This is a genomic window from Casimicrobium huifangae, assembly GCF_009746125.1.
Classification (GTDB): Bacteria; Pseudomonadota; Gammaproteobacteria; order Burkholderiales; family Casimicrobiaceae; genus Casimicrobium; species Casimicrobium huifangae.
The window spans coordinates 617,490-636,450 of sequence record NZ_CP041352.1; the positions used below are offsets into that span (position 1 = coordinate 617,490).

Sequence of the window (18,961 nt, forward strand, 5' to 3'; positions counted from 1 at the left end):
GAGCTCGGGTTGGCAACGCCGGAATTGTCACGCAAGGGCCGTGCTTTGTCGTCCATGAGGTTGAGCAACGGCGTAAGCGCGCCGCCGACGGCAGCGCAATCCGCCACTGACTGCGGCGATGTCATCGCAATGACCCCCAGGCCCGTTACTTGCTTGAAATGATCGTGCAGCGGCCCCATATCTGAACCACGGAGAGCATGATGCAGATGATGACCAGCCCAACCCAGTTCCCGGCGAACGTGCCCATGTTCGATTCGCTGACCGCAGCGATGAACGAGGCGCAGTTTGTCCAGGTGGACGACGCGGTGTTCACGGCGGACTACCTGCACGCCCCGGATGAGTTCACCCGGCCCGATGACGTGCTGGTGGAAGGCTCGCGCGACGATCAGGAATTGCTGCTGCTGCAGCGCGACTTCGATGGCGCCAAACTGATTGGCGATGGCGAGATCTACCTGCGCGACGGCACCCTGATCCGCTTCCTGCGCCCTTCGGCCGTGCACTGAGCCCGGCGCGGGCAACCCGCGTTGACACACCCCCAGCGCCCGCGTAAAACAGCCGGCAGGAAGGTTTTCCAGACCAGATTTGGGGCAGGGTGGCGTGGTGGATGACGAGAGCAGATCAACACTGACCGAGCAGTCAGGACCGCAGGGCGTACACGCGTCATCGGCAGGAGCACCAGCTGCATCGGCCCCTTTCGCCCGCAAGCGCAGTGTGCACCTCACGCTGGTGCTGATCAGTGCCGCCGGGCTCGGCGGCCTGGCCGGTTGCGGCAATCTCGAGAACAACGAGCGCGTCAATCGCGATGTCTACGCCAACATGGAGGCGTGCAAGGCAGATTGGGGCAACCCGGGTGATTGTGAGGAAATTCCGGCGCAGCGCTCGGCGACCGGCACCAGCAGTTACTACGGGCCGCGTTACTTCTCGCGCACTGGCAGCACCACCGGCTACAGCAGTACCACTCGTCCCGGCTCACGCTCGTCCGGCACGGTATCGTCCACGCCGTCGCGTGGCGGATTTGGGGCGTCAGCGTCGCGTCACGGCGGCAGTTCGTCGTCGTCGTCCTCTTCGCACTCGTCGGGGGGTTAGATGCGACGCCAACACGTAGCCAAGCGCGACAACTGGCAAAAGCGCTGCGAAGACGCGGGCTTCAGTTTCCATTCCATTGACGGCCTGTACTGGGACGAGGGGGTCTGCTACCACTTTACGCGCCGCGAGATCGAGGATCTCGAGAAAGCCACCAAGGAGCTCTACGACATGTGCATGGCTGCGGCCGAGCACATCATCGAGAAGGAACGCTTCAAGGAACTGGCGATTCCGGAGTCCGCCTGGGCGCTGATCCGCGAAAGCTGGGATGACGATCATCCTTCGCTGTTTGGTCGCTTTGATCTGGCCTGGGACGGCAATGGCCCGCCCAAACTGCTCGAATTCAATGCCGACACCCCGACCTCGCTGATCGAGGCCAGCGTCGCGCAGTGGCACTGGCTTGAGGACGTGAAATCCAAACTCGGGCCGAACGCTGACCAGTTCAACAGCCTGCATGAGGCGTTGATCGAGCAGTGGAAGTGGCTCAAGGCCGAGCACGGCTACGGTCACGTGCATTTCACCTGCGTCGGTGACAGCGAAGAGGACGGCGGCAACCTCGACTACCTGCGCGACACCGCCATACAGGCCGGCGTGCAGGCGCCGTGGATTGCGGTGGAAGAGATCGGCTGGAGTGAGGGCGACCTCGCCTTTGTTGACATGGATAACCAGCGCATCGAGACGCTGTTCAAGCTCTACCCTTGGGAGTGGCTGCTGGCGGATGAGTTCGGCAACAACATCCGCAAGACCAACATGCGCATCATTGAGCCGGCGTGGAAGATGACGCTGGCCAACAAGGGGCTGCTGCCGATCCTGTGGGAGCTTTACCCCAATCATCCGCTGCTGCTGGAGGCCAGCTTCCAGCGCCACAAGGTGCTGGGTGATTACGTCAAGAAGCCGCTGCTCTCGCGAGAAGGCGCCAACGTCGAAATCTACAAGGGCGGCGAGGTGATCCGCGCCGACGGCACCTATGGCGAGGAAGGCTACGTCTACCAGCGCTACACGCCGATCCCGAGTTTTGAAGGCAACTTCGTCACCATCGGCAGCTGGATCGTGGGCGACGCACCCGCCGGCATCGGCCTGCGCGAGGACGCCACCGAGATCACCATGAACACGTCGCGGTTCATTCCGCACTACTTCGATTAACAGTCGCCGACCGCAACACTTTCCAGAGGCTCGAAATGACCTACACGCTCAACGAATCGATTCGCTACTTCGACGACTTTCTGATCTATTTCGCCGTTGCGCTGGTGCTGCTGGTAGCGTTCACACTGATCTACACCAAGGTCACGCCGTACAACGAAATTGCGCTGATCCGCGATGGCAACACGGCGGCAGCGATCTCGCTTTCCGGTGCGCTGATTGGTTTTGCGCTGCCGCTGGCCAGCACGGTGGCCAACGCCGTCAACCTGATCGATCTGGTCCTGTTTGCCGTTCTGGCGACCGTGGTGCAGCTGGTGGTATTTGTCTTTGCACGAATGCTGATGCCAGGGCTGACTGCGTCGATCGAAGGCGGCAATGTCGCCAAAGCCACGTTTCTCGCGGCGGTATCGCTGGCGGTGGGCATGCTCAACGCTGCGGCGCTGGTTTACTGAGCAGGATTGACGCGGCCCGGTTGCTCGCCGCTGGGTCGTGGTGTTTGTAGGCGCGAGCTTGCTCGCGCAGGGCAACGTAGCGCGCATCAGTGCGCGCCCGCAGAGCGTATCGCTGACGAAGCCGCCGTGGGGCCCGGCTGCGAGCGGCCGGGCTACGGTGCAGGCGGTGACTGGATGCGGAAGTTGAAGGCGAGCGTGTCCTGCGGTTCGCCACCCACACCGAAACCGGCTTCACGCATCGTGACCTGATCGCCAATCACGCTGAGCACCGTGGACGCCCGCGTGCCATAGTTGTCGCTAACGATAAAGATGCTGCCAAGCATGCGTTCCACCGGGAAAGGCACGCCCGTGTTGGGCAACTGCGCGTTGGGCGTCGGCGTGGCGTTTTGCAGCAGCCGCAACAGGCGCGTGTTGCGCTGCGCGGGGTCGCTTTCAGCGAGCGCGTGCCGGAACCCCTGCCGCATGCGCAAAAGCTTGGGCCAGGGGGTGTCCAGCGATGCATTGGAAAGGCCATGCACGCCGGGTTCGACGGCATGCGCTGCACCCTCCTGCGAGTTGGCGAACCACAGTGAACGGGCCGAAGCGCCGACTTCGCCGCAGAGCAGGTTGAAACCCTCGTAGCGCCCGGCGTCCGCCATCGTGGCATGGGCGAAGTTCGCAGCAGACTGCACGCCCTCCAGAAACTGCCGCACCAGGGCACCGCGCGATGGCGCCCCCTGCTTGCGCAGCGCCGGATTGCGGATATTGGTGACCATGGCAAAGCGCCCATGCCGAGTGATACCCAGCCATACGCCACCGCTGCGCTGGTCGCGCCCCGAGAGCACCTCGTCGCCCGGCCACCAGTGCATGCGCTCGGTGGGCCGCTCGTAAAACTCGTCACGATTGGCCGCGAGCAGCAGCGGCTGGTCGGACTCAGGCGCCCAGCGGAAGGTGACGATGCACATCGCTGAAATTATGGCGTGATCGTCAATCCAGCAATTTCAACCGCTGCACCTTGCCCGACGGGCCCTTTGGCAGTTCATCGACGAAGCGGAACACGCCCGGCGTCTTGTAGCGGCCGAGAGCCTGAATGCAATGTTCGCGAAGCGAAGCTTCGTCGGTGGTCACACCCGGCTTGAGCACCACGGCGGCGAGGATTTCCTGGCCGTAGTTCTTGTCCGGGATGCCCACGGCGGCGGCTTCGAGCACGGCCGCGTGCGTCAACAGGGCCTCATCAATCTCGCGCGGCGCGATGTTCTCGCCGCCCTTGATGATGAGCTCCTTGATGCGGCCGGTGACGAAGTAGAAGCCGTCGCCGTCGCGGTGACCGAGATCGCCAGTGCGCAACCAGCCATCAGGGGTAAGTGCCTCGGCGGTCTTGTCGGGGGCGTTCCAGTAACCCGCCATCATGTTGTCGCCGCAGAGCTGCAGCTCGCCGGTGGCGTTGTCAGGCAGCACCTCGCCGCTTTCCACGGCAACCACGCGAGCCTGCACACCGCAGGGCAGGCCGGGCGTGCCGTATTTGCGTTGGCTCGCGTCCTGCGGGTTGCAGAACACCACGGACGCACACTCGGTCATTCCCATCGCTTCGATCACGCCGATGCCGAAGCGCTGTTCGAAGGCCCGATGCTGGTCCGGCGGTAGCGGAGCCGACGCCGAGCGGGCGAAACGGATGAAGGGGCGGGCGGGTGCCGGCGCATCGCCTTCGGCCGCTGCATTGAGCAGATAGGCAATGATGGTTGGCACCACATTGATCCATGTCGGTTGCCAGGCATCGACCCAACCCCACCAGGCCGAGGCCGAGAAGCGGTGCGGCGCCACGATGCTGCCGCCGCTGACGAATGGCGACAGCGTGGCGATGCACTGGCCGTTGATGTGATACAGCGGCAGCGACGACAGCACGCGATCAGCGGGCGTCAGTTGATGCCACGCTGCCACTGTGCGCGCAGCGTGCAGCAGGTTGGCGTGCGTCAGCAGCGCACCTTTCGGCTTGCCGGTGGTGCCGGAGGTGAACATCAGCAGCGCCGGGTCGTTCGCCTGCGGGGCCGCGCTTGCGCCGGCGTTGGTACGCAGTGGCAGTTGCGATGCGAGCGGTACGTCGACGTCGATGTTCACCACAGCGATGCCGGGCGTGGCACCGGCAGTTGTCGGCAGCAAGGCAACGGCCGCGGCCAGCGTGGCCGCTTGCTCGCCGGACACGAACACGCAGCGCACTTCGCTATGCGCCAGCACGTACGCAAGCTGTGGAGCCTGCGACAGCAGATTGAGCGGCACCGTGACCCGCCCGGCAATCATGGTCGCGAGAAACAGCGCGCTGGTGGCGAGCCCGTTGGGCAGCAGAAATCCGACGTGCGCGCCCGCGCCGATGCCCTGCGCCGTGAGCAGCGCGTCCAGCGCCGCCACGTCAGCGCCGAGAGCGCCATAGGTGTGTTGGCGCCCGGTTTCCGGTGCCAGCAGCAACGGCGCATCAGGCCGCTCGTGCTGGTGCTGGGCGAAAACGTCGGCGAGGGTGGTGGCGGGGACGGTCATGACAGGAAGCGACGGCAGGGTGGGTGACCGCCAGTGAGGCAGCAACTTTTCGAAGAAAGCCTCATTCTAATTGGGCTCCGCACTGCAAAATGCCAAATGTCGACTATTGGCCATTTCGCCGTTCAAGCCCAACAAGATCAGGGCTTCAGTGAAAAAGCTGCTCCGTTGCGACCGGTCTCCGCGAGATACGCACCGAGCAGCGCGTCAGCACTTGCATTGCGCGGGGCGATCGGCCGTGCGATGCGGGTGATGTTGAGGAAATGCCGGTAGCCAAGGTTCTCGGAGAAACTGTTGCCGCCCCAGGTGCCGCACCCCATCGACAGCGAAAACGGCAGGCCGTTATCGAAGCTGCCGCCGGTGGCAATGCAGTGCGCCTGATTGACGATCACACGGGCGACCGGGAGCGTGAGCCCCAGTTGCAGCGCCAGCGCGTCTGCCGCTTCCGGCGCGGCATGCAGCCCGACCGAGTGGCCAGCGCCCTGATGGCTGTAGATTGCTGCCACCTGCGCGGCTGCGGCGTCGAAGCCGTCGGCGCGGTAAACGGTGAGCACCGGCGACAGTTTCTCGCCGGAGAACGGAAATTCTGGCCCGACGCCGCTTTCCTCAACCATCAGTACGCGGGCGTTGGCGGCACGCGCAAGGCCGGCCGCCAGCGCGATGTCGCCGGCTGTCTTCGCGGTGAGGTCGCCCGAGAGCTTGCCCGCCGGGAACAGGGCGGCTTGCAGTTGCGCCTTTTCGTCGCCACTGAGCAGTACGCAACCCTGCGCTGCCAGCGCCGCGAACATCGGCTGATACACGGCCGCCTCGATCACGACGCTGTTCTCGCTGGAGCAGCTGGTGGCATTGTCGAACGTCTTGGAGCGCACGATGCGCTCGGCCGCCGCGGCGAGGTCCGCACTGCGATGCACGATTACCGACACATTGCCGGCGCCAACGCCGAACGCCGGCGTGCCGCTCGAATAGGCGGCCTTGATGTTGGCCTGCGAGCCGGTGGCGACGACCAGGTCCACCTGCTGCAGCAGTTCGTTGGTCAGCGCCTTGTTGACCGGTGCGGGCAGCAGTTGCACCAGGTCACGTGGCGCGCCGATGCGGTCGAATTCTTCATGCACGTAGCTGAGCAACAGCGCGGCCGTGGAACAGCCCTTGGGCGACGGCGCGAGGATGATGGCGTTGCGGCCCTTCATCGCATTGATGATCATGTTGGCCGGCGTCGCGCCGGGGTTGGTCGAGGGTGTGATAGCCCCCACCACGCCGGCCGGCCGTGCGATTTCGGTGACGCCGAGCGCCGCGTCGTCAGCAATGACGCCAACGGACTTGGCGCCGCTCAGATCGCGGATCAGGCCCAGCGTCTTGCGATGGTTCTTCTGGATCTTGTCGGGCACATTGCCGAGGCCGGTGTCGCGTACCGCCAGCTCCGCCAGTGCGCGGTTGCGAACGGGCTCCATGATCGCCCACGCAGCCGCCGCCACCAGGCGGTCGGCGCCGGCCTGGTCATAACCATCGGCGATCGTTTGCGCAGCCCGTGCCTTCGCGACTAGCCCGGCAATGACCTCTGCTTCACGAGATTGCGACACTGTCTAGTTGTCCACTTTCGCGCCCGAGGCTTTCGCCACCTTCGCCCAGCGCTCCATCTCGGCTTTCACGAACTTGCCGAATTCGGCTGGCGGCATTCCGCCCGCATCCGCCGCCGCGTTGGCCCAGTTGGTTTTGATGGCCGGGTCTTCCAGCGCCTTGACGATTTCCTTGTACATCTTGTCCACGATGTCAGGCGGTGTGCCCTTCACGGCCCACACGGCGTACCACTGCGAGACTTCGCTGTTCGGGAAGCCCTGCTCGGCGAGCGTCGGGATGTCTGGATATTGCGGCGAGCGTTGCGCAGCCATCAGGCCGAGCGGGCGCGCCTTGCCGGAGCGGATTTGCGCGGCGGTGGCGCTCATGCCGTCGATCAGCACATCCAGCGAGCCGCCGAGGAAGTCCTGCATCGCCGGGCCCATGCCTTTGTAGGGCACGTGCACGATATCAACACCCTGTCCGAGCTTGAACAGCTCACCGGTCAGGTGTTGCGACGTGCCGGAGCCGGGCGAGCCGAAATTGAGCTTGCCGGGATTGGCCTTGGCGTAGTCGACCAGGTCCTTGACCGTCTTCACATTGGGCAACTTGTTCGGCTGCGCCGCGATGACGAAAGGCATGATCGCCAGCAGCGTGACCGGCACGAAGTCCTTCTCGATGTCGTAGGAAAGCTTCGGGTAAATCGACGGTGCGATGCTGTGATGCACGGCGCCAATCAGAAAGGTGTAGCCATCCGGCGCCGCGCGTGCGGCTTGGGCTGCTCCCACGGTGCCACCGGCGCCGCCGATGTTCTCAACGATGAACTGCTGGCCAGTCTGCTTGGTCAGCTGCGCCGACAGCGGACGGGCGAAGGTATCGGTACCGCCGCCAGCGGGGAACGGATTGATCAGCTTGACCGGTTTGGTCGGCCAGGCCTGCGCCTGCGCCGTTTGCGAAAAGCTCAAAGCGACCAGCGCCACGCCCGCCAGCGTGGCAGAGATGGATCGCGCAACATACGACAGACGGGACACAACTACCTCCTCGTGTGAAACGGCTTTGCGGCGCAATGGCGCCAGTCAATTTGCCCAGGCGATTGCAACGCTTCACTGCTGATACTAGCTGACCGCGATGACGACGTCATTGGCGCAATCCCTGCCAGCACTCATCGAGCAGCGTTGTTGCAGAAGCAATCCCTCCTGACTGCCTCTGCGGATCGCGCTGACAACGCTAGCGTTTGATCTCGGTGTGCTTGTACTTCTGCAGGAAGCGTGTTGGCAGCGCCAGCGCATCACGGCGGAACGGGTCGCCCAGCTCCTTGGTCACCATCACTTCGAGGATGGTGGTTTTGCCGCGCTTCTGCGCCTCGCAGGCCTCGCGCAGCGCCGGGCCGACGTCGGAAAGCTCGTCGATGCGCAGGCCCTCAGCGCCCATGGCTACGGCCACGTTGGCCCAGTGCGGCTGGTTGTCGAGACCGACGCCGAGATAGCGGCGGTTGTAGAAATCGACGTGATTCTTCTTCTCGGCGCCCCACTGGCCGTTGTTGAACACCACTGCGGTGACGGGGATGTTCTCGCGCACGCAGGTCTGCACCTCGTTGAAGCTGATGCCCCACGCGCCGTCGCCGACATAGGCGATGGCTGGCCGGTCGGGCGCCGCCAGCTTGGCGCCGATGATGGTCGGAAAGGCGTAACCGCAGTTGCCGAAGCTCATCGCTGCGAACATCGAGCGTGGCTCGTTGAAACGCAGATAACTGTTCGACACCGAGCAGATGTTGCCGATGTCGGTCGACACCATCGCGCGGGCGGGCATCGCTTTTTCCAGCTCGCGCAGCATCTGCCGTGGATGCATGTAGCGGGATGCAGCGGAGACCTCCAGCGAATAGGCGTCACGCTCCTGCGTCCAGCCGTCGAGCTCTTTCTCCCAGGTCTTCTTTTCTTTGGCAACGGCTGCGAGTCGTGCGTCGCGGTTGCCGTGGCAGACGAGTGACTTGCCCTTGAGCCGCGCCGCGAGCGCCAGCGCAGCCGCGCGGGCATCGCCGCAAATGCCGACCGAGATTTTCTTCACAAGTCCCAGCATCTTGGCGTCGGCGTCAATCTGGATGATCTTCGCGTTTTTCGGCCAATAGTCGAGACCATGCTGCGGCAGCGTGCCGAACGGCCCCAGCCGGGTGCCGAGCGCGAGCACCACGTCGGCTTTGCTGATCAACTTCATCGCAGCCTTCGAGCCCTGATAGCCGAGCGGGCCACACCACAGCCGATGCGCGGCCGGGAAGCTGTCGTTGTGCAGATAGCTGTTGCAGACGGGAGCGTCAAGCAGTTCGGCGAGTTTGACTGCAGCGTCCATGCCGTTGGCCATGATCACGCCGCCGCCAGCAAGAATGACCGGGAACTTCGCCTTCGAGAGCAGCTCGGCGGCGTCATCCAGCGCCTTTTCACCACCGACGCCGCGCTCAACCACGATCGGCGACGGAATTTCGTATTCACCATCACCGTAGAAAAAGTCGCGCGGAATATTCAGCTGGGTCGGCCCCAGCTCGATGTGGGCACGGTCGAAAGCGCGCGCGGTCAGCTCCGCCATGCGCAACTTGTTGTTGACATGCGACTGGAACTTGGTGATCTTGGAGAAGATCGGCAGTTGCTCGGTCTCCTGAAAACCGCCGAGGCCCAGGGTCATCGAGCCGGTCTCCGGGGTGATGACTACCACCGGCGAGTGAGCCCAATAGGCCGCCGCAGTCGCAGTGACGAAGTTGGTTATGCCGGGGCCGTTCTGCGCGATGCAGACGCCGTGTCGTCCGGAAACGCGCGAGTAACCATCGGCCATGTGGCCAGCGCCCTGCTCGTGCGCCACCGAGATGAAGCGGATACCAGCGCTCGGGAAGAGGTCAAGCGCGTCCATGTAGGCCGACCCGACGATGCCGAACACGTCGGTCACGCCCTGTGCGACCAGCGTTTCGACAAAGGCTTCGGACGGCGTCATGCGCGTCTTGCCTTGGGTGACACGACGATCGACTTTCGGGGCGGCGGGTGCGCGGCGCTTGGCGGTCGGAGCGGGTTTCTTCTTCGTAGCTTTTGTCATGGCTGACCTTTGTGGTGAAGTCATCTGGAATGGCGGAAGTTTGCGCGTGGCCGGAATTCAGGCATGATGAGCGGCGCGAAAAACGAATCTCAGAGTTTCATTTTTTGCCGATAAGGTTGGTTTGTGCATAATGCGCCTTCGAATAACTTAGGGTCATAAGATGTCGGCAGAACAGGACGAGGCGCACCGCGACGGTCGCGAGGCGGGATCAGCGGCGCTCCGCTCGCTGGCGGTGATGGAATTCGTTGCCAACAGCGAACGCTCTGTGAGTCTGACCGAGATCATGCAGGCGGTCAGCCTGCCGAAGCCAACGGTATTTCGCATCCTGACCACGCTGGAAGAAGCTGGCATGCTGTTGCGCGAGCCCGACGCCAAGCGCTATGTGCCGGGCGAACGGCTGGCCAACCTGGCCGCCAACGTGCTGCTGCATTCGCCGCATCGTTCAGCGCGCCGCGCCATTCTTGAAGAGCTGGTGGAGAAGGTGGGCGAAACCTGCAACCTGACCATCCCCAATGGCCACTACGTGATGTATCTCGACCGTGTCGAGTCGTCATGGCCGCTGCGCATCAATCTGCACGCGGGTTCCAAGGTGCCGCTCTATGCCAGTGCCAGCGGCAAGCTGTTCCTCGCCCACTCGCCGAAGCGGATGCGCGACCGTCTGTTGACCAGTGCGCCGCTGATCGCGCACACGAAAAACACCTTGACGTCGCTGCGGCAACTGGAGCTGGAGTTCACCAAGATCCGCCGCAGCGGATACGCGGTGGACAACGAGGAATATCTGGCCGGCATTTGCTGTCTGGCGGTGCCGGTGATGAACGACCAGGAGCGCGTTGTTGCGGCCGTGGCGGTACATGGGCCGGTGTCGCGGATGAATGTGGCGCAGGCGGTTGAGTTTTATCCGGCGCTGAAAGAAGCGGCGGAGCAGATCGGCCAGACGCTCGACTGGTAGCGGCTGCATCATGCCGTCACTGACGACCGGTACTCACCCGCGGTTGCTGGCACTGATCGAGCGGGCGCAGGCGCAGACACCGATGACCACTGCGGTTGTCTATCCCTGCGAGGCATCGGCGCTGAAAGCCACGCTGGACGCGGCCGCATTCGGCCTGATTCGACCGGTGCTGTATGGCCCCGTGAGCGAGCTGCGGACCATTGCTGCGAAGGCCGAGCTTGATCTGGCCGCTGATACCGTTGACTTCGTTGAATGCGGCCCCTTACCGGTCGATGCGGCGCGGCGGGCCGTCGCCGACGCAGCGGGCGGCGCCATGCAGGTACTGATGAAGGGCAGCCTGCACAGCGACGAGCTTCTGAGCGCTGTCCTCGCCCGCGATGGCGGTTTGCGCGGCGCCCGTCGGTTGACCCACACCTTCGCCTTCGACGTGCCGCGTTATCACAAATTGCTGGGCGTCACCGATGCCGTGGTCAACATCAGCCCGGATCTGCGCACCAAGACGGATGCCGCTGTGGCGGCCTGCGAAGTGTTCCGGCAACTCGGCGTCGCGCGCCCCAAGCTGGCCGTCGTCACCGCCATCGAAACGGTCAATCAGGCGATTCCGGCCACGCTTGACGCCCGGGAGCTGGTTGCCCTGGCCGGGCAAGGCATGTTTGGCGATGCCGTTGTCGAAGGCCCGTTTGGCTTTGACAATGCGATTTCAGCGGCGGCAGCGCGAACCAAGGGGCTGGTTTCAACGGTCGCTGGCGACCCGGACATCCTGCTGGTGCCGGATCTCAACGCTGGCAACATCCTCTACAAGAGCCTCATTTATCTGGCCGGCGCCGAGTGTGCTGGCGTGGTGCTTGGCGCCCGGGTGCCTGTGGTTTTGACCAGCCGGGCCGATTCGGCTTTCAGCCGCATCGCGTCCTGCGCGCTCGCCAATATCCTTGCGCTGGATCAAGCGTGAAGGCCAATTTGTTAAACTTCCAAGGTTTTTCGGGGCTCCGCCGCGATAGTGATCTGAACCGATCTGCAGTACGGCTGCAGTAGCAGACAGGCGGGGGCGCGTTTCTGTACCAGCACCGGAGCAGTGCTGGCCATTACGGGACACGGAGCTGCACCAGCAGCTGGCCGTGATATTGGGGTGTAGTCGTGCGAAACGGGATGGATTCGGTGGAAACTGGCAAACAAAACTGGCGCGCCCATGCGTCCAGCAAATGGGCGTCTGCGACGCGCGCGTCGGCCCTTGGTGCGGCGATGTTGCCGTTGATCGCAAGTGCCGATTGGAAGATGAACCTGCAAGCGCCGAATTCCTCGGTGGCCCAACAGATGTTCGACCTGCACACGCTGATCACGTTGATCTGTGTAGTGATCTTCGTTGGCGTATTTGGCGTCATGTTCTACTCGCTCTACGCCCACCGCAAGAGCAAAGGGCACAAGGCCGCCCAGTTCCACGAAAGTGCGACGGTAGAGGCGGTCTGGACCATCGTTCCGTTCTTCATCCTGCTGGCTATGGCCTTCCCGGCCACCAAGGCTGTGCTGGATATGCGCGACAGCTCCGCGCCGGAAATGACGGTCAAGATCACCGCTTACCAGTGGAAATGGGGCTATGACTATCTGAACGATGGCTTCGGCTTCGTTTCCAACCTGTCGACGCCACTGGCGCAGATCAAGGGCGGCGAGAAAAAGGGTGAAAATTACCTTCTGGAAGTGGACAATCCGTTGGTGGTGCCGGTCGGCAAAAAAATTCGCGTGCTGTTGACGGCAAACGATGTGATTCACGCCTGGTGGGTTCCAGCGTTGGGCGTCAAGCAGGACGCGGTGCCGGGCTTTATTCGTGACGCGTGGTTCCGGGCCGACCGTCCCGGCATTTATCGCGGCAACTGCGCTGAGCTGTGCGGCAAGGAGCACGGGTTCATGCCCATCGTGGTCGAAGTCAAGACTCAGGCTGACTACGACAAATGGCTCGCAACGCAGAAAGACAAGTACGGCGTCGGCAAGGCGGCGGCAACCGCTGTGGTCGTCGACACCAAGACCTACACGCGGGATGAGCTGGTCGCGCACGGCAAGACCGTCTATGAGGGGTTGGGTGGCTGTCAGGGCTGTCATCAACCGACTGGCAAGGGCGTCCCCGGCACCTTCCCGGCGCTGGATGGCTCCAAGATTGTGAACGGTGGCAAGGATGGGCAGATTGCACTCCTTCTCAACGGCAAGCCGGGCACCGCAATGGCCTCGTTCAAGCATTTGAGCGATAAGGATCTGGCTGGCGTGATGGCTTTCACTCGCAGCACCTGGTCGAACAAGGCGGCGGAATTCGCGCAGCCGGTTGACTTTGCCAAGGCTCGCAATGGCGGTCAGCTACCGGCTGGATCGTAAGCGCAGCTAGCGACCAAGAGATAAAGAGAATTCAGGAGCAGGCAAGAAAATGGCAAGCATTCCGCACGATCCAGCGCATCACAATCCCGGCCACGACGATCATCATGATCATCATCCGACCGGCATCACACGCTTTCTGACGACGACCAATCACAAGGACATCGGCTCGATGTACCTGTGGTTCAGCTTCGCGATGTTCATTTCCGGCGGCATCATGGCGCTCTTGATTCGTGCCGAGCTGTTCGAGCCCGGTCTGCAGGTTGTGCGTCCGGAACTGTTCAACCAGTTGACGACGCTGCATGGCATCGTGATGATCTTCGGCGCCATCATGCCGGCCTTTGTGGGCTTCGCGAACTGGATGCTGCCGCTGCAGCTCGGTGCGCCTGATATGGCCTTTGCCCGCATGAACAACTGGTCGTTCTGGCTGCTTCCGCCAGCCGCGATCCTGCTGATCGGTTCATTCTTTGTCCCAGGCGGCGCTGCGGCTGGTGGCTGGACGCTCTATCCTCCGCTTTCAGTGCAGGCGGGGATGGGCATGGACATGATGATCTTTGCGGTGCACATCATGGGTGCCTCGTCGATCATGGGCTCGATCAACATCATCACCACCATCCTCAACATGCGCACTCCTGGCATGACGATGATGAAGATGCCGATGTTTGCATGGACCTGGCTGATCACGGCCTTTCTGCTGATTGCAACCATGCCTGTTCTTGCTGGTGCGGTGACCATGCTGCTGACCGACCGTCACTTCGGTACCACCTTCTTCAACGCTGCTGGTGGCGGTGATCCGGTCATGTTCCAGCACATCTTCTGGTTCTTTGGTCACCCCGAGGTTTACATCATCGCATTGCCGGCCTTTGGCGTTGTGTCCCAGATCATTCCGGCGTTCTCGCGCAAGCCGCTGTTCGGCTACGCGTCGATGGTCTACGCGACTGCCTCAATCGCAATCCTGTCGTTCATCGTATGGGCACACCATATGTACACGACGGGCCTGCCAGTGGCCGGGCAGCTCTACTTCATGTTCGCTACCATGCTGATCGCCGTGCCCACCGGCGTCAAGGTATTCAACTGGCTCGCAACAATGTGGCGCGGTTCGATTACGCTCGAAACACCGATGCTGTTTTGCCTCGGCTTCCTGTTCCTGTTCACACTGGGTGGCTTCACGGGCCTTGTGCTGTCGCTGACGCCCGTGGACATCCAGCTGCACGACACCTACTACGTTGTCGCCCACTTCCACTACGTGATGGTCGCGGGCGCGCTGTTCTCTGCATTTGCGGCCGTGTATTACTGGGGCCCGAAGTGGACTGGCTGGATGTATGAGGAGAAGCTCGGCAAGATCCACTTCTGGTGGTCGCTGATCGCTTTCAACATCACCTTTTTCCCGCAGCACTTCCTCGGCTTGGCCGGCATGCCGCGCCGTATTCCGGACTACTCAATGCAGTTTGCCGAGTGGAACATGGTGTCCTCGGTCGGTGCCTTCCTGTTCGGAACGGCGCAAATCTTCTTCATCATCATCGTCATTCGCATGATCACCGGCAAGAGCGGCGTGCGTGCGGCCGCCAAGCCGTGGGATGGGGCGGAAGGGCTGGAGTGGACGGTGCCGTCGCCCGCTCCGTATCACACCTTTGAGACGCCGCCCGCATTCAAATAGCCATGACCGCTGCCAGCAGCAAATCAGTGACAGTCAGTGACGCGGCGGAGGCCACGCGCCGCCGCCGCAACCTGATCACCGGTTGGATTCTGGGTGCGGTGGCGCTTACTATCGCCCTTTCGGTCTGGTACGCCAGAACGCACTGAGGGCAGCTGGTTTCCCATGTTTTCGTTTGACAACAAAGTCACTTTGCGCAAGCTGGCCGTATTCGTTGCGGTCATGTTCGCGTTCGGCTTTGCGCTGGTGCCTATCTACAAGAAGATTTGCGAAGTCACTGGCGTCAACGATTTCATGAAACCGGAGCAGGTCAAAAATACCCAGGTCGATACGTCACGAACCGTTCGTGTGGAATTCGACGCCAATACGCAAAATCTGCCGTGGTCGTTCAAACCTGCGGTGACCTCGATGAACTTGCATCCGGGTGAGCTGGCGTCGGTGGTGTACGAGGTTCGGAACAAGACGTCGCGGGCCATGACGGGGCAGGCAGTGCCGAGTTATGGGCCAAGCAGTGCGGCGGAATATTTTCGCAAGCTGGAGTGCTTCTGCTTCACCAAGCAGGCTTTTGCGGCTGAAGAGTCGCGTCAGATGCCGGTTGTCTTCGTGGTCGATCCGAAATTGCCCAAGGACGTCAACACCATCACACTGTCCTACACATTTTTTGAACTGCCGGGGTCCGGGCCTGCCGCTGTCGTAGCACCCCCTGGCAAACTGGAATCCGGTGCAACTGCATCGGCACCCGGTTAAACCTTTTCGATACCTTACCTAGCGAGCTCACGATGAGTGCTTCTCCAGCTGCCAGCAGTGGCAAATATTTCGTACCCTCCCCGTCGCACTGGCCGCTGGTCGGCAGCGCTGCACTGTTGACGCTGGCGTTTGGCGCTGTCGGCAGCATGAACAGCCTGCCCTGGGGGCTGCCAGTACTGGGCGCCGGTTTCGTGATCCTGCTCATCATGCTGTTCGGCTGGTTTGGGACTGTGATCCGCGAGAGCGAAGGTCGTCTGTACGGCAAGAACGTTGACACCTCGTTCCGCTGGAGCATGAGCTGGTTCATCTTCTCCGAGGTGATGTTTTTTGCGGCATTCTTCGGCGCCCTGGGCTATGCCCGCCTGCACTCGGTGCCGGACCTCGGCAGCGTGGACGCAAAGATGCTCTGGCCCGATTTCGCGGGTACCTGGCCCACCGCCGGCCCGTTCATCAAGGAAGTGTTCTCGCCGATGGGCGCATGGGGCATCCCGGCGATCAATACCGCGCTGCTGCTGACTTCGGGCATCACCCTGACCATTGCGCATCATGCGCTTATCGCTGGCAACCGCAGCAAGCTGATTCTCTGGCTGGCTGCCACGATCGTTCTCGGCGCGGTCTTCCTGACGCTCCAGATTTACGAGTACATGCATGCCTACAGCGAGCTGAACCTCAAGCTCACGACCGGCATCTTCGGCTCGACGTTCTTCATGCTGACCGGCTTTCACGGCTTTCATGTGACGGTTGGCGCCATCATGCTGGCGGTGATTCTGGTGCGTGCGATCCGCGGCCATTTCGATGCCGAGCATCATTTCGCATTCGAGGCGGCCGCCTGGTACTGGCACTTCGTTGACGTCGTGTGGTTGGGCCTGTTCGTGATCGTCTACATGCTGTAATCGTTCACGGTCATCCTGGCAAGGCGGCCTTGGGGCCGCCTTCGCATTTGTGGTTGGGTCAAACAGACTGACCGCAGGCGTTCCGGGCGGCTGGAACTAGCGACCGATCCCTTGCGGACCGATCCAGCCGAATTTGTATCCCGCCATCAGGAAAATGAACAGGCCGACCGAGATTGCGACGCGTATCGTCAACGCGCGCAGCATGCGCTTCGACCCCTGGCCGCGGTCACGGAACAGGAACACCAGCGCCGACGCCATTGAAGCGATGATCGCGATGAGACAAAGAATGACCAGCCAGCGCATCCAGATATTTTAGAGAGACCCGAGTGAGTCTGCCCGATCCCGAACTACGTGCGAGCAGCACGGCCGAGGAGCCGGCGCGCAGGGCATTTCGACCACGCTGGTGGGCGGCACTGCTCACGATCGCTGTCGTTGCACTGACGGTCCGTCTGGGCAACTGGCAGGGCGAGCGCGCCAGCTATCGTCAGCAGCAACAGCAATTGCAGGAGCGGGGTCGTGCGATGTCACCCCTCGCCGCGGACGGCTTGGCGCGGATTGCCGAGCTCGGCGATGCAGATCGGTACCGTCCGGTCAGGATGGACGTCAAGTTCCTCCCCGACACGATACTTTTCGCCGACAACCGGATTTCTGACGGGAAGGCGGGCTACGGGGTGTTGCAACTGATTGCTGCTCAAGGCGACGAAGGCAACCCCGCACCGCATTACTACCTGCTCGACCGCGGCTGGATAGCCGCACCGCCGGTCCGCGAGAAATTGCCCGACGTTGAATCACCGGCGGGCGTTGTCAGCATTGAAGCACGACTGAATCTGCCGCCGTCGCGTAACCCGGGCACCGCCGCGAACGATGACAGCGCGCGGCTCAACTATGTCAACATTGACGAACTGACGAAGCGCTGGCGCCACCAGATCCCGCCTTTCGTACTGGAACAGACGGGCGGACCGGGTTTTACCGGTGTCGATCGCCCTGCCGCCGGCACCAACTACGAGAAGAACCTGATCTACCAGATGCAGTGGTATTCGTTCGCCGCGCTCGCCGTGGTGTTGTTTGTGGTTCTGAGTTTTCGAAAACAGGTCTCGCGTTGAAGTCTTCAACCAAAATGATTGTTCTCGTCGCGCTGGTTTGCGCGGCGCCGTTTGTCTCCGCATGGGTGGCCTACTACTTCATCAAACCCGAAGGTGGCAAGAGTTATGGCGAACTGCTTCCGGTTCTACCGGTCATGAGTGAGCAGGATCGCGTACTGCTGGGTGATGATGTGGTGAAAGGCAAATGGCTGCTGATTCAGCAGGAGCAGGCTCTTTGCGACACTGCTTGCGCCGAGGCGCTATACGCGACGCGACAGGCGCGAACCATGCTGGGACGCGAGAGGGATCGTGTCGTCCGCGTGCTGACGATTCAGAACCTGCAACCGGAAATTGCATCGCAACACCCGGATCTGCTGACCAAAGCGGGCGCTGGCAAATTCGACCGGATTGTGCCGCAGCAACGTGGACTGGTGCTGATTGATCCGCTCGGCAACCAGGTGATGCTCTGGCCGAAAAGTCCGGACATCAAAAAGCTGAATCAGGACCTGAGCCGCCTGATGCGGGCGTCAAGGATCGGATGACGGCGATGCAGCAGCCAAGCCCGGCCGCCAGCGCCGCCTGGCACGACTACTGGGTAGTCACCAAGCCGCGCGTCACGGCGCTCGCGGTATTCACCTCATTTATCGGCATGCTGCTGGTGGACAAAGGTTTCCCGCCAGCAACCGTTGTCATCGGCGGCTGCATCGGCATCGCCCTGCTGGCAGGCGCCAGTTTTGCCATGAACTGCCTGCTCGAAGCGGCTGTCGATGCCCGCATGAAGCGCACTGATTGGCGACCGTCCGCGCAGGGGCGACTGAGCACCGCGCAGATCGTGATCTTTGCGCTCTTGCTTGGCGTGGTTGGCAGCGCGGTACTGATCACCACGACCAACGTGCTGACCTGGGCGCTAACCCTGGCCACGTTCTTTGGCTACGCGTTTATCTACACGCTTTATCTAAAGCCCAATACGCCGCAAAACATCGTCATCGGCGGTGCTGCGGGCGCGATGCCGCCAGTGCTGGGCTGGGCAGCGGTGGCCAACGACGTATCGGCGCCGGCGCTGCTGTTGTTCCTCATCATCTTTGCCTGGACGCCACCGCACTTCTGGGCGCTCGCACTGTATCGCCAGGAAGACTACGAGAAGTCGGGTTTGCCAATGCTGCCAGTCACCCACGGGCGTGAGTTCACCATCCTGCACATGCTGCTCTACACCTGGCTGCTGCTTGCGGTGTCGCTGTTGCCAGTGTCGATCCGGATGAGTGGCATCGCCTACGGCGTCGTCGCACTAGGTCTGGGGCTGCGCTTCGTTTACCTGGTCTGGCAATTGCGCCGCGAGTACAGCGATGCGCGCTCGAAGGGCGTGTTCCGCTATTCGCTCACCTATCTGGCGGCGTTATTTGCGGTGTTGCTGGCGGACCATTACCTGTCCTGGCTATAACGTCATGCCGGCCCGCGTGTCGGGCCGTGAACATAGC

20 protein-coding genes are annotated in these 18,961 nt (G+C 62.3%); 14 read left to right on the forward strand and 6 right to left on the reverse strand.

From position 1 onward, the window contains the following. Positions 1–206 precede the first annotated feature (206 nt). From FKL89_RS02810 to FKL89_RS02825, 4 genes are all read left to right on the forward strand, one after another. A complete protein-coding gene (locus tag FKL89_RS02810; protein WP_156861203.1) occupies positions 207–503 on the forward strand; it encodes a hypothetical protein in 297 nt (98 codons plus the stop codon). Between the two features lie 97 nt (positions 504–600). Next, positions 601–1,086 (forward strand): DUF1190 domain-containing protein, encoded by a 486-nt coding sequence (locus FKL89_RS02815; protein WP_156861204.1) that lies wholly within the window; start codon positions 601–603, stop codon positions 1,084–1,086. Continuing rightward, positions 1,087–2,226: a glutathionylspermidine synthase family protein gene (locus tag FKL89_RS02820; protein ID WP_156861205.1), complete on the forward strand. Its 1,140-nt coding sequence runs from the start codon at positions 1,087–1,089 to the stop codon at positions 2,224–2,226. Positions 2,227–2,261: 35 nt separating this feature from the next. Beyond that, entirely contained in the window at positions 2,262–2,675 is a 414-nt protein-coding gene (locus FKL89_RS02825; protein ID WP_156861206.1) for a DUF350 domain-containing protein, read from the forward strand. A gap of 152 nt (positions 2,676–2,827) precedes the next feature. Here FKL89_RS02825 and FKL89_RS02830 read toward each other — a convergent pair whose 3' ends face one another. The 5 genes from FKL89_RS02830 to xsc all read right to left on the reverse strand — a co-directional run bounded on the left by FKL89_RS02830 (position 2,828) and on the right by xsc (position 9,707). Then, positions 2,828–3,619, reverse strand: coding sequence for an NRDE family protein (locus FKL89_RS02830; RefSeq protein ID WP_156861207.1), 792 nt, complete (start codon positions 3,617–3,619; stop codon positions 2,828–2,830). A gap of 22 nt (positions 3,620–3,641) precedes the next feature. Beyond that, a complete protein-coding gene (locus FKL89_RS02835) occupies positions 3,642–5,183 on the reverse strand; it encodes an AMP-binding protein (RefSeq protein ID WP_156861208.1) in 1,542 nt (513 codons plus the stop codon). Positions 5,184–5,320: 137 nt separating this feature from the next. After that, positions 5,321–6,757, reverse strand: a complete 1,437-nt coding sequence (gene sauS, locus FKL89_RS02840; protein ID WP_156861209.1) for an acylating sulfoacetaldehyde dehydrogenase — start codon at positions 6,755–6,757, stop codon at positions 5,321–5,323. A gap of 3 nt (positions 6,758–6,760) precedes the next feature. Beyond that, positions 6,761–7,762 carry a Bug family tripartite tricarboxylate transporter substrate binding protein gene (locus FKL89_RS02845; RefSeq protein ID WP_156861210.1) on the reverse strand — a complete coding sequence of 334 codons (1,002 nt, stop codon included), beginning with the start codon at positions 7,760–7,762 and terminating at the stop codon, positions 6,761–6,763. Between the two features lie 196 nt (positions 7,763–7,958). Further along, entirely contained in the window at positions 7,959–9,707 is a 1,749-nt protein-coding gene (gene xsc / locus FKL89_RS02850) for a sulfoacetaldehyde acetyltransferase (RefSeq protein ID WP_156864516.1), read from the reverse strand. Between the two features lie 259 nt (positions 9,708–9,966). On the opposite strand from xsc, the gene FKL89_RS02855 reads away from it, so the two are divergent. The 7 genes from FKL89_RS02855 (at position 9,967) to FKL89_RS02885 (ending at position 16,404) form a co-directional block, all read left to right on the forward strand. Further along, entirely contained in the window at positions 9,967–10,755 is a 789-nt protein-coding gene (locus tag FKL89_RS02855) for an IclR family transcriptional regulator (protein ID WP_156861211.1), read from the forward strand. Positions 10,756–10,765: 10 nt separating this feature from the next. After that, on the forward strand, positions 10,766–11,704 hold the full coding sequence (locus FKL89_RS02860; protein WP_156861212.1) for a bifunctional enoyl-CoA hydratase/phosphate acetyltransferase: 939 nt from the start codon (positions 10,766–10,768) through the stop codon (positions 11,702–11,704). A gap of 323 nt (positions 11,705–12,027) precedes the next feature. Next, complete coding sequence (gene coxB / locus FKL89_RS02865) at positions 12,028–13,113, forward strand: cytochrome c oxidase subunit II (RefSeq protein WP_238363469.1); 1,086 nt, start codon at positions 12,028–12,030, stop codon at positions 13,111–13,113. A gap of 49 nt (positions 13,114–13,162) precedes the next feature. Beyond that, positions 13,163–14,767, forward strand: coding sequence for a cytochrome c oxidase subunit I (gene ctaD / locus FKL89_RS02870; RefSeq protein WP_156861214.1), 1,605 nt, complete (start codon positions 13,163–13,165; stop codon positions 14,765–14,767). Between the two features lie 2 nt (positions 14,768–14,769). Then, entirely contained in the window at positions 14,770–14,913 is a 144-nt protein-coding gene (locus tag FKL89_RS02875) for a hypothetical protein (protein ID WP_156861215.1), read from the forward strand. A gap of 16 nt (positions 14,914–14,929) precedes the next feature. Further along, on the forward strand, positions 14,930–15,511 hold the full coding sequence (locus tag FKL89_RS02880) for a cytochrome c oxidase assembly protein (RefSeq protein ID WP_156861216.1): 582 nt from the start codon (positions 14,930–14,932) through the stop codon (positions 15,509–15,511). A 32-nt stretch (positions 15,512–15,543) separates the two neighbouring features. Then, a complete protein-coding gene (locus FKL89_RS02885) occupies positions 15,544–16,404 on the forward strand; it encodes a cytochrome c oxidase subunit 3 (RefSeq protein ID WP_156861217.1) in 861 nt (286 codons plus the stop codon). Positions 16,405–16,500: 96 nt separating this feature from the next. On the opposite strand, the gene FKL89_RS02890 is transcribed toward FKL89_RS02885, so the two are convergent. After that, complete coding sequence (locus FKL89_RS02890; protein WP_156861218.1) at positions 16,501–16,707, reverse strand: twin transmembrane helix small protein; 207 nt, start codon at positions 16,705–16,707, stop codon at positions 16,501–16,503. Between the two features lie 23 nt (positions 16,708–16,730). Between FKL89_RS02890 and FKL89_RS02895 the strand changes: the two genes are divergently transcribed. The 3 genes from FKL89_RS02895 to FKL89_RS02905 are packed head-to-tail and all read left to right on the forward strand — an operon-like array spanning position 16,731 to position 18,924. Next, positions 16,731–17,507 carry an SURF1 family protein gene (locus FKL89_RS02895; RefSeq protein WP_156861219.1) on the forward strand — a complete coding sequence of 259 codons (777 nt, stop codon included), beginning with the start codon at positions 16,731–16,733 and terminating at the stop codon, positions 17,505–17,507. Positions 17,508–17,521: 14 nt separating this feature from the next. Beyond that, positions 17,522–18,028: a hypothetical protein gene (locus tag FKL89_RS02900; RefSeq protein ID WP_156861220.1), complete on the forward strand. Its 507-nt coding sequence runs from the start codon at positions 17,522–17,524 to the stop codon at positions 18,026–18,028. Beyond that, on the forward strand, positions 18,025–18,924 hold the full coding sequence (locus FKL89_RS02905) for a heme o synthase (protein WP_420361133.1): 900 nt from the start codon (positions 18,025–18,027) through the stop codon (positions 18,922–18,924). Before FKL89_RS02900 ends, FKL89_RS02905 begins: the two co-directional genes overlap by 4 nt. Positions 18,925–18,961: the final 37 nt, after the last annotated feature.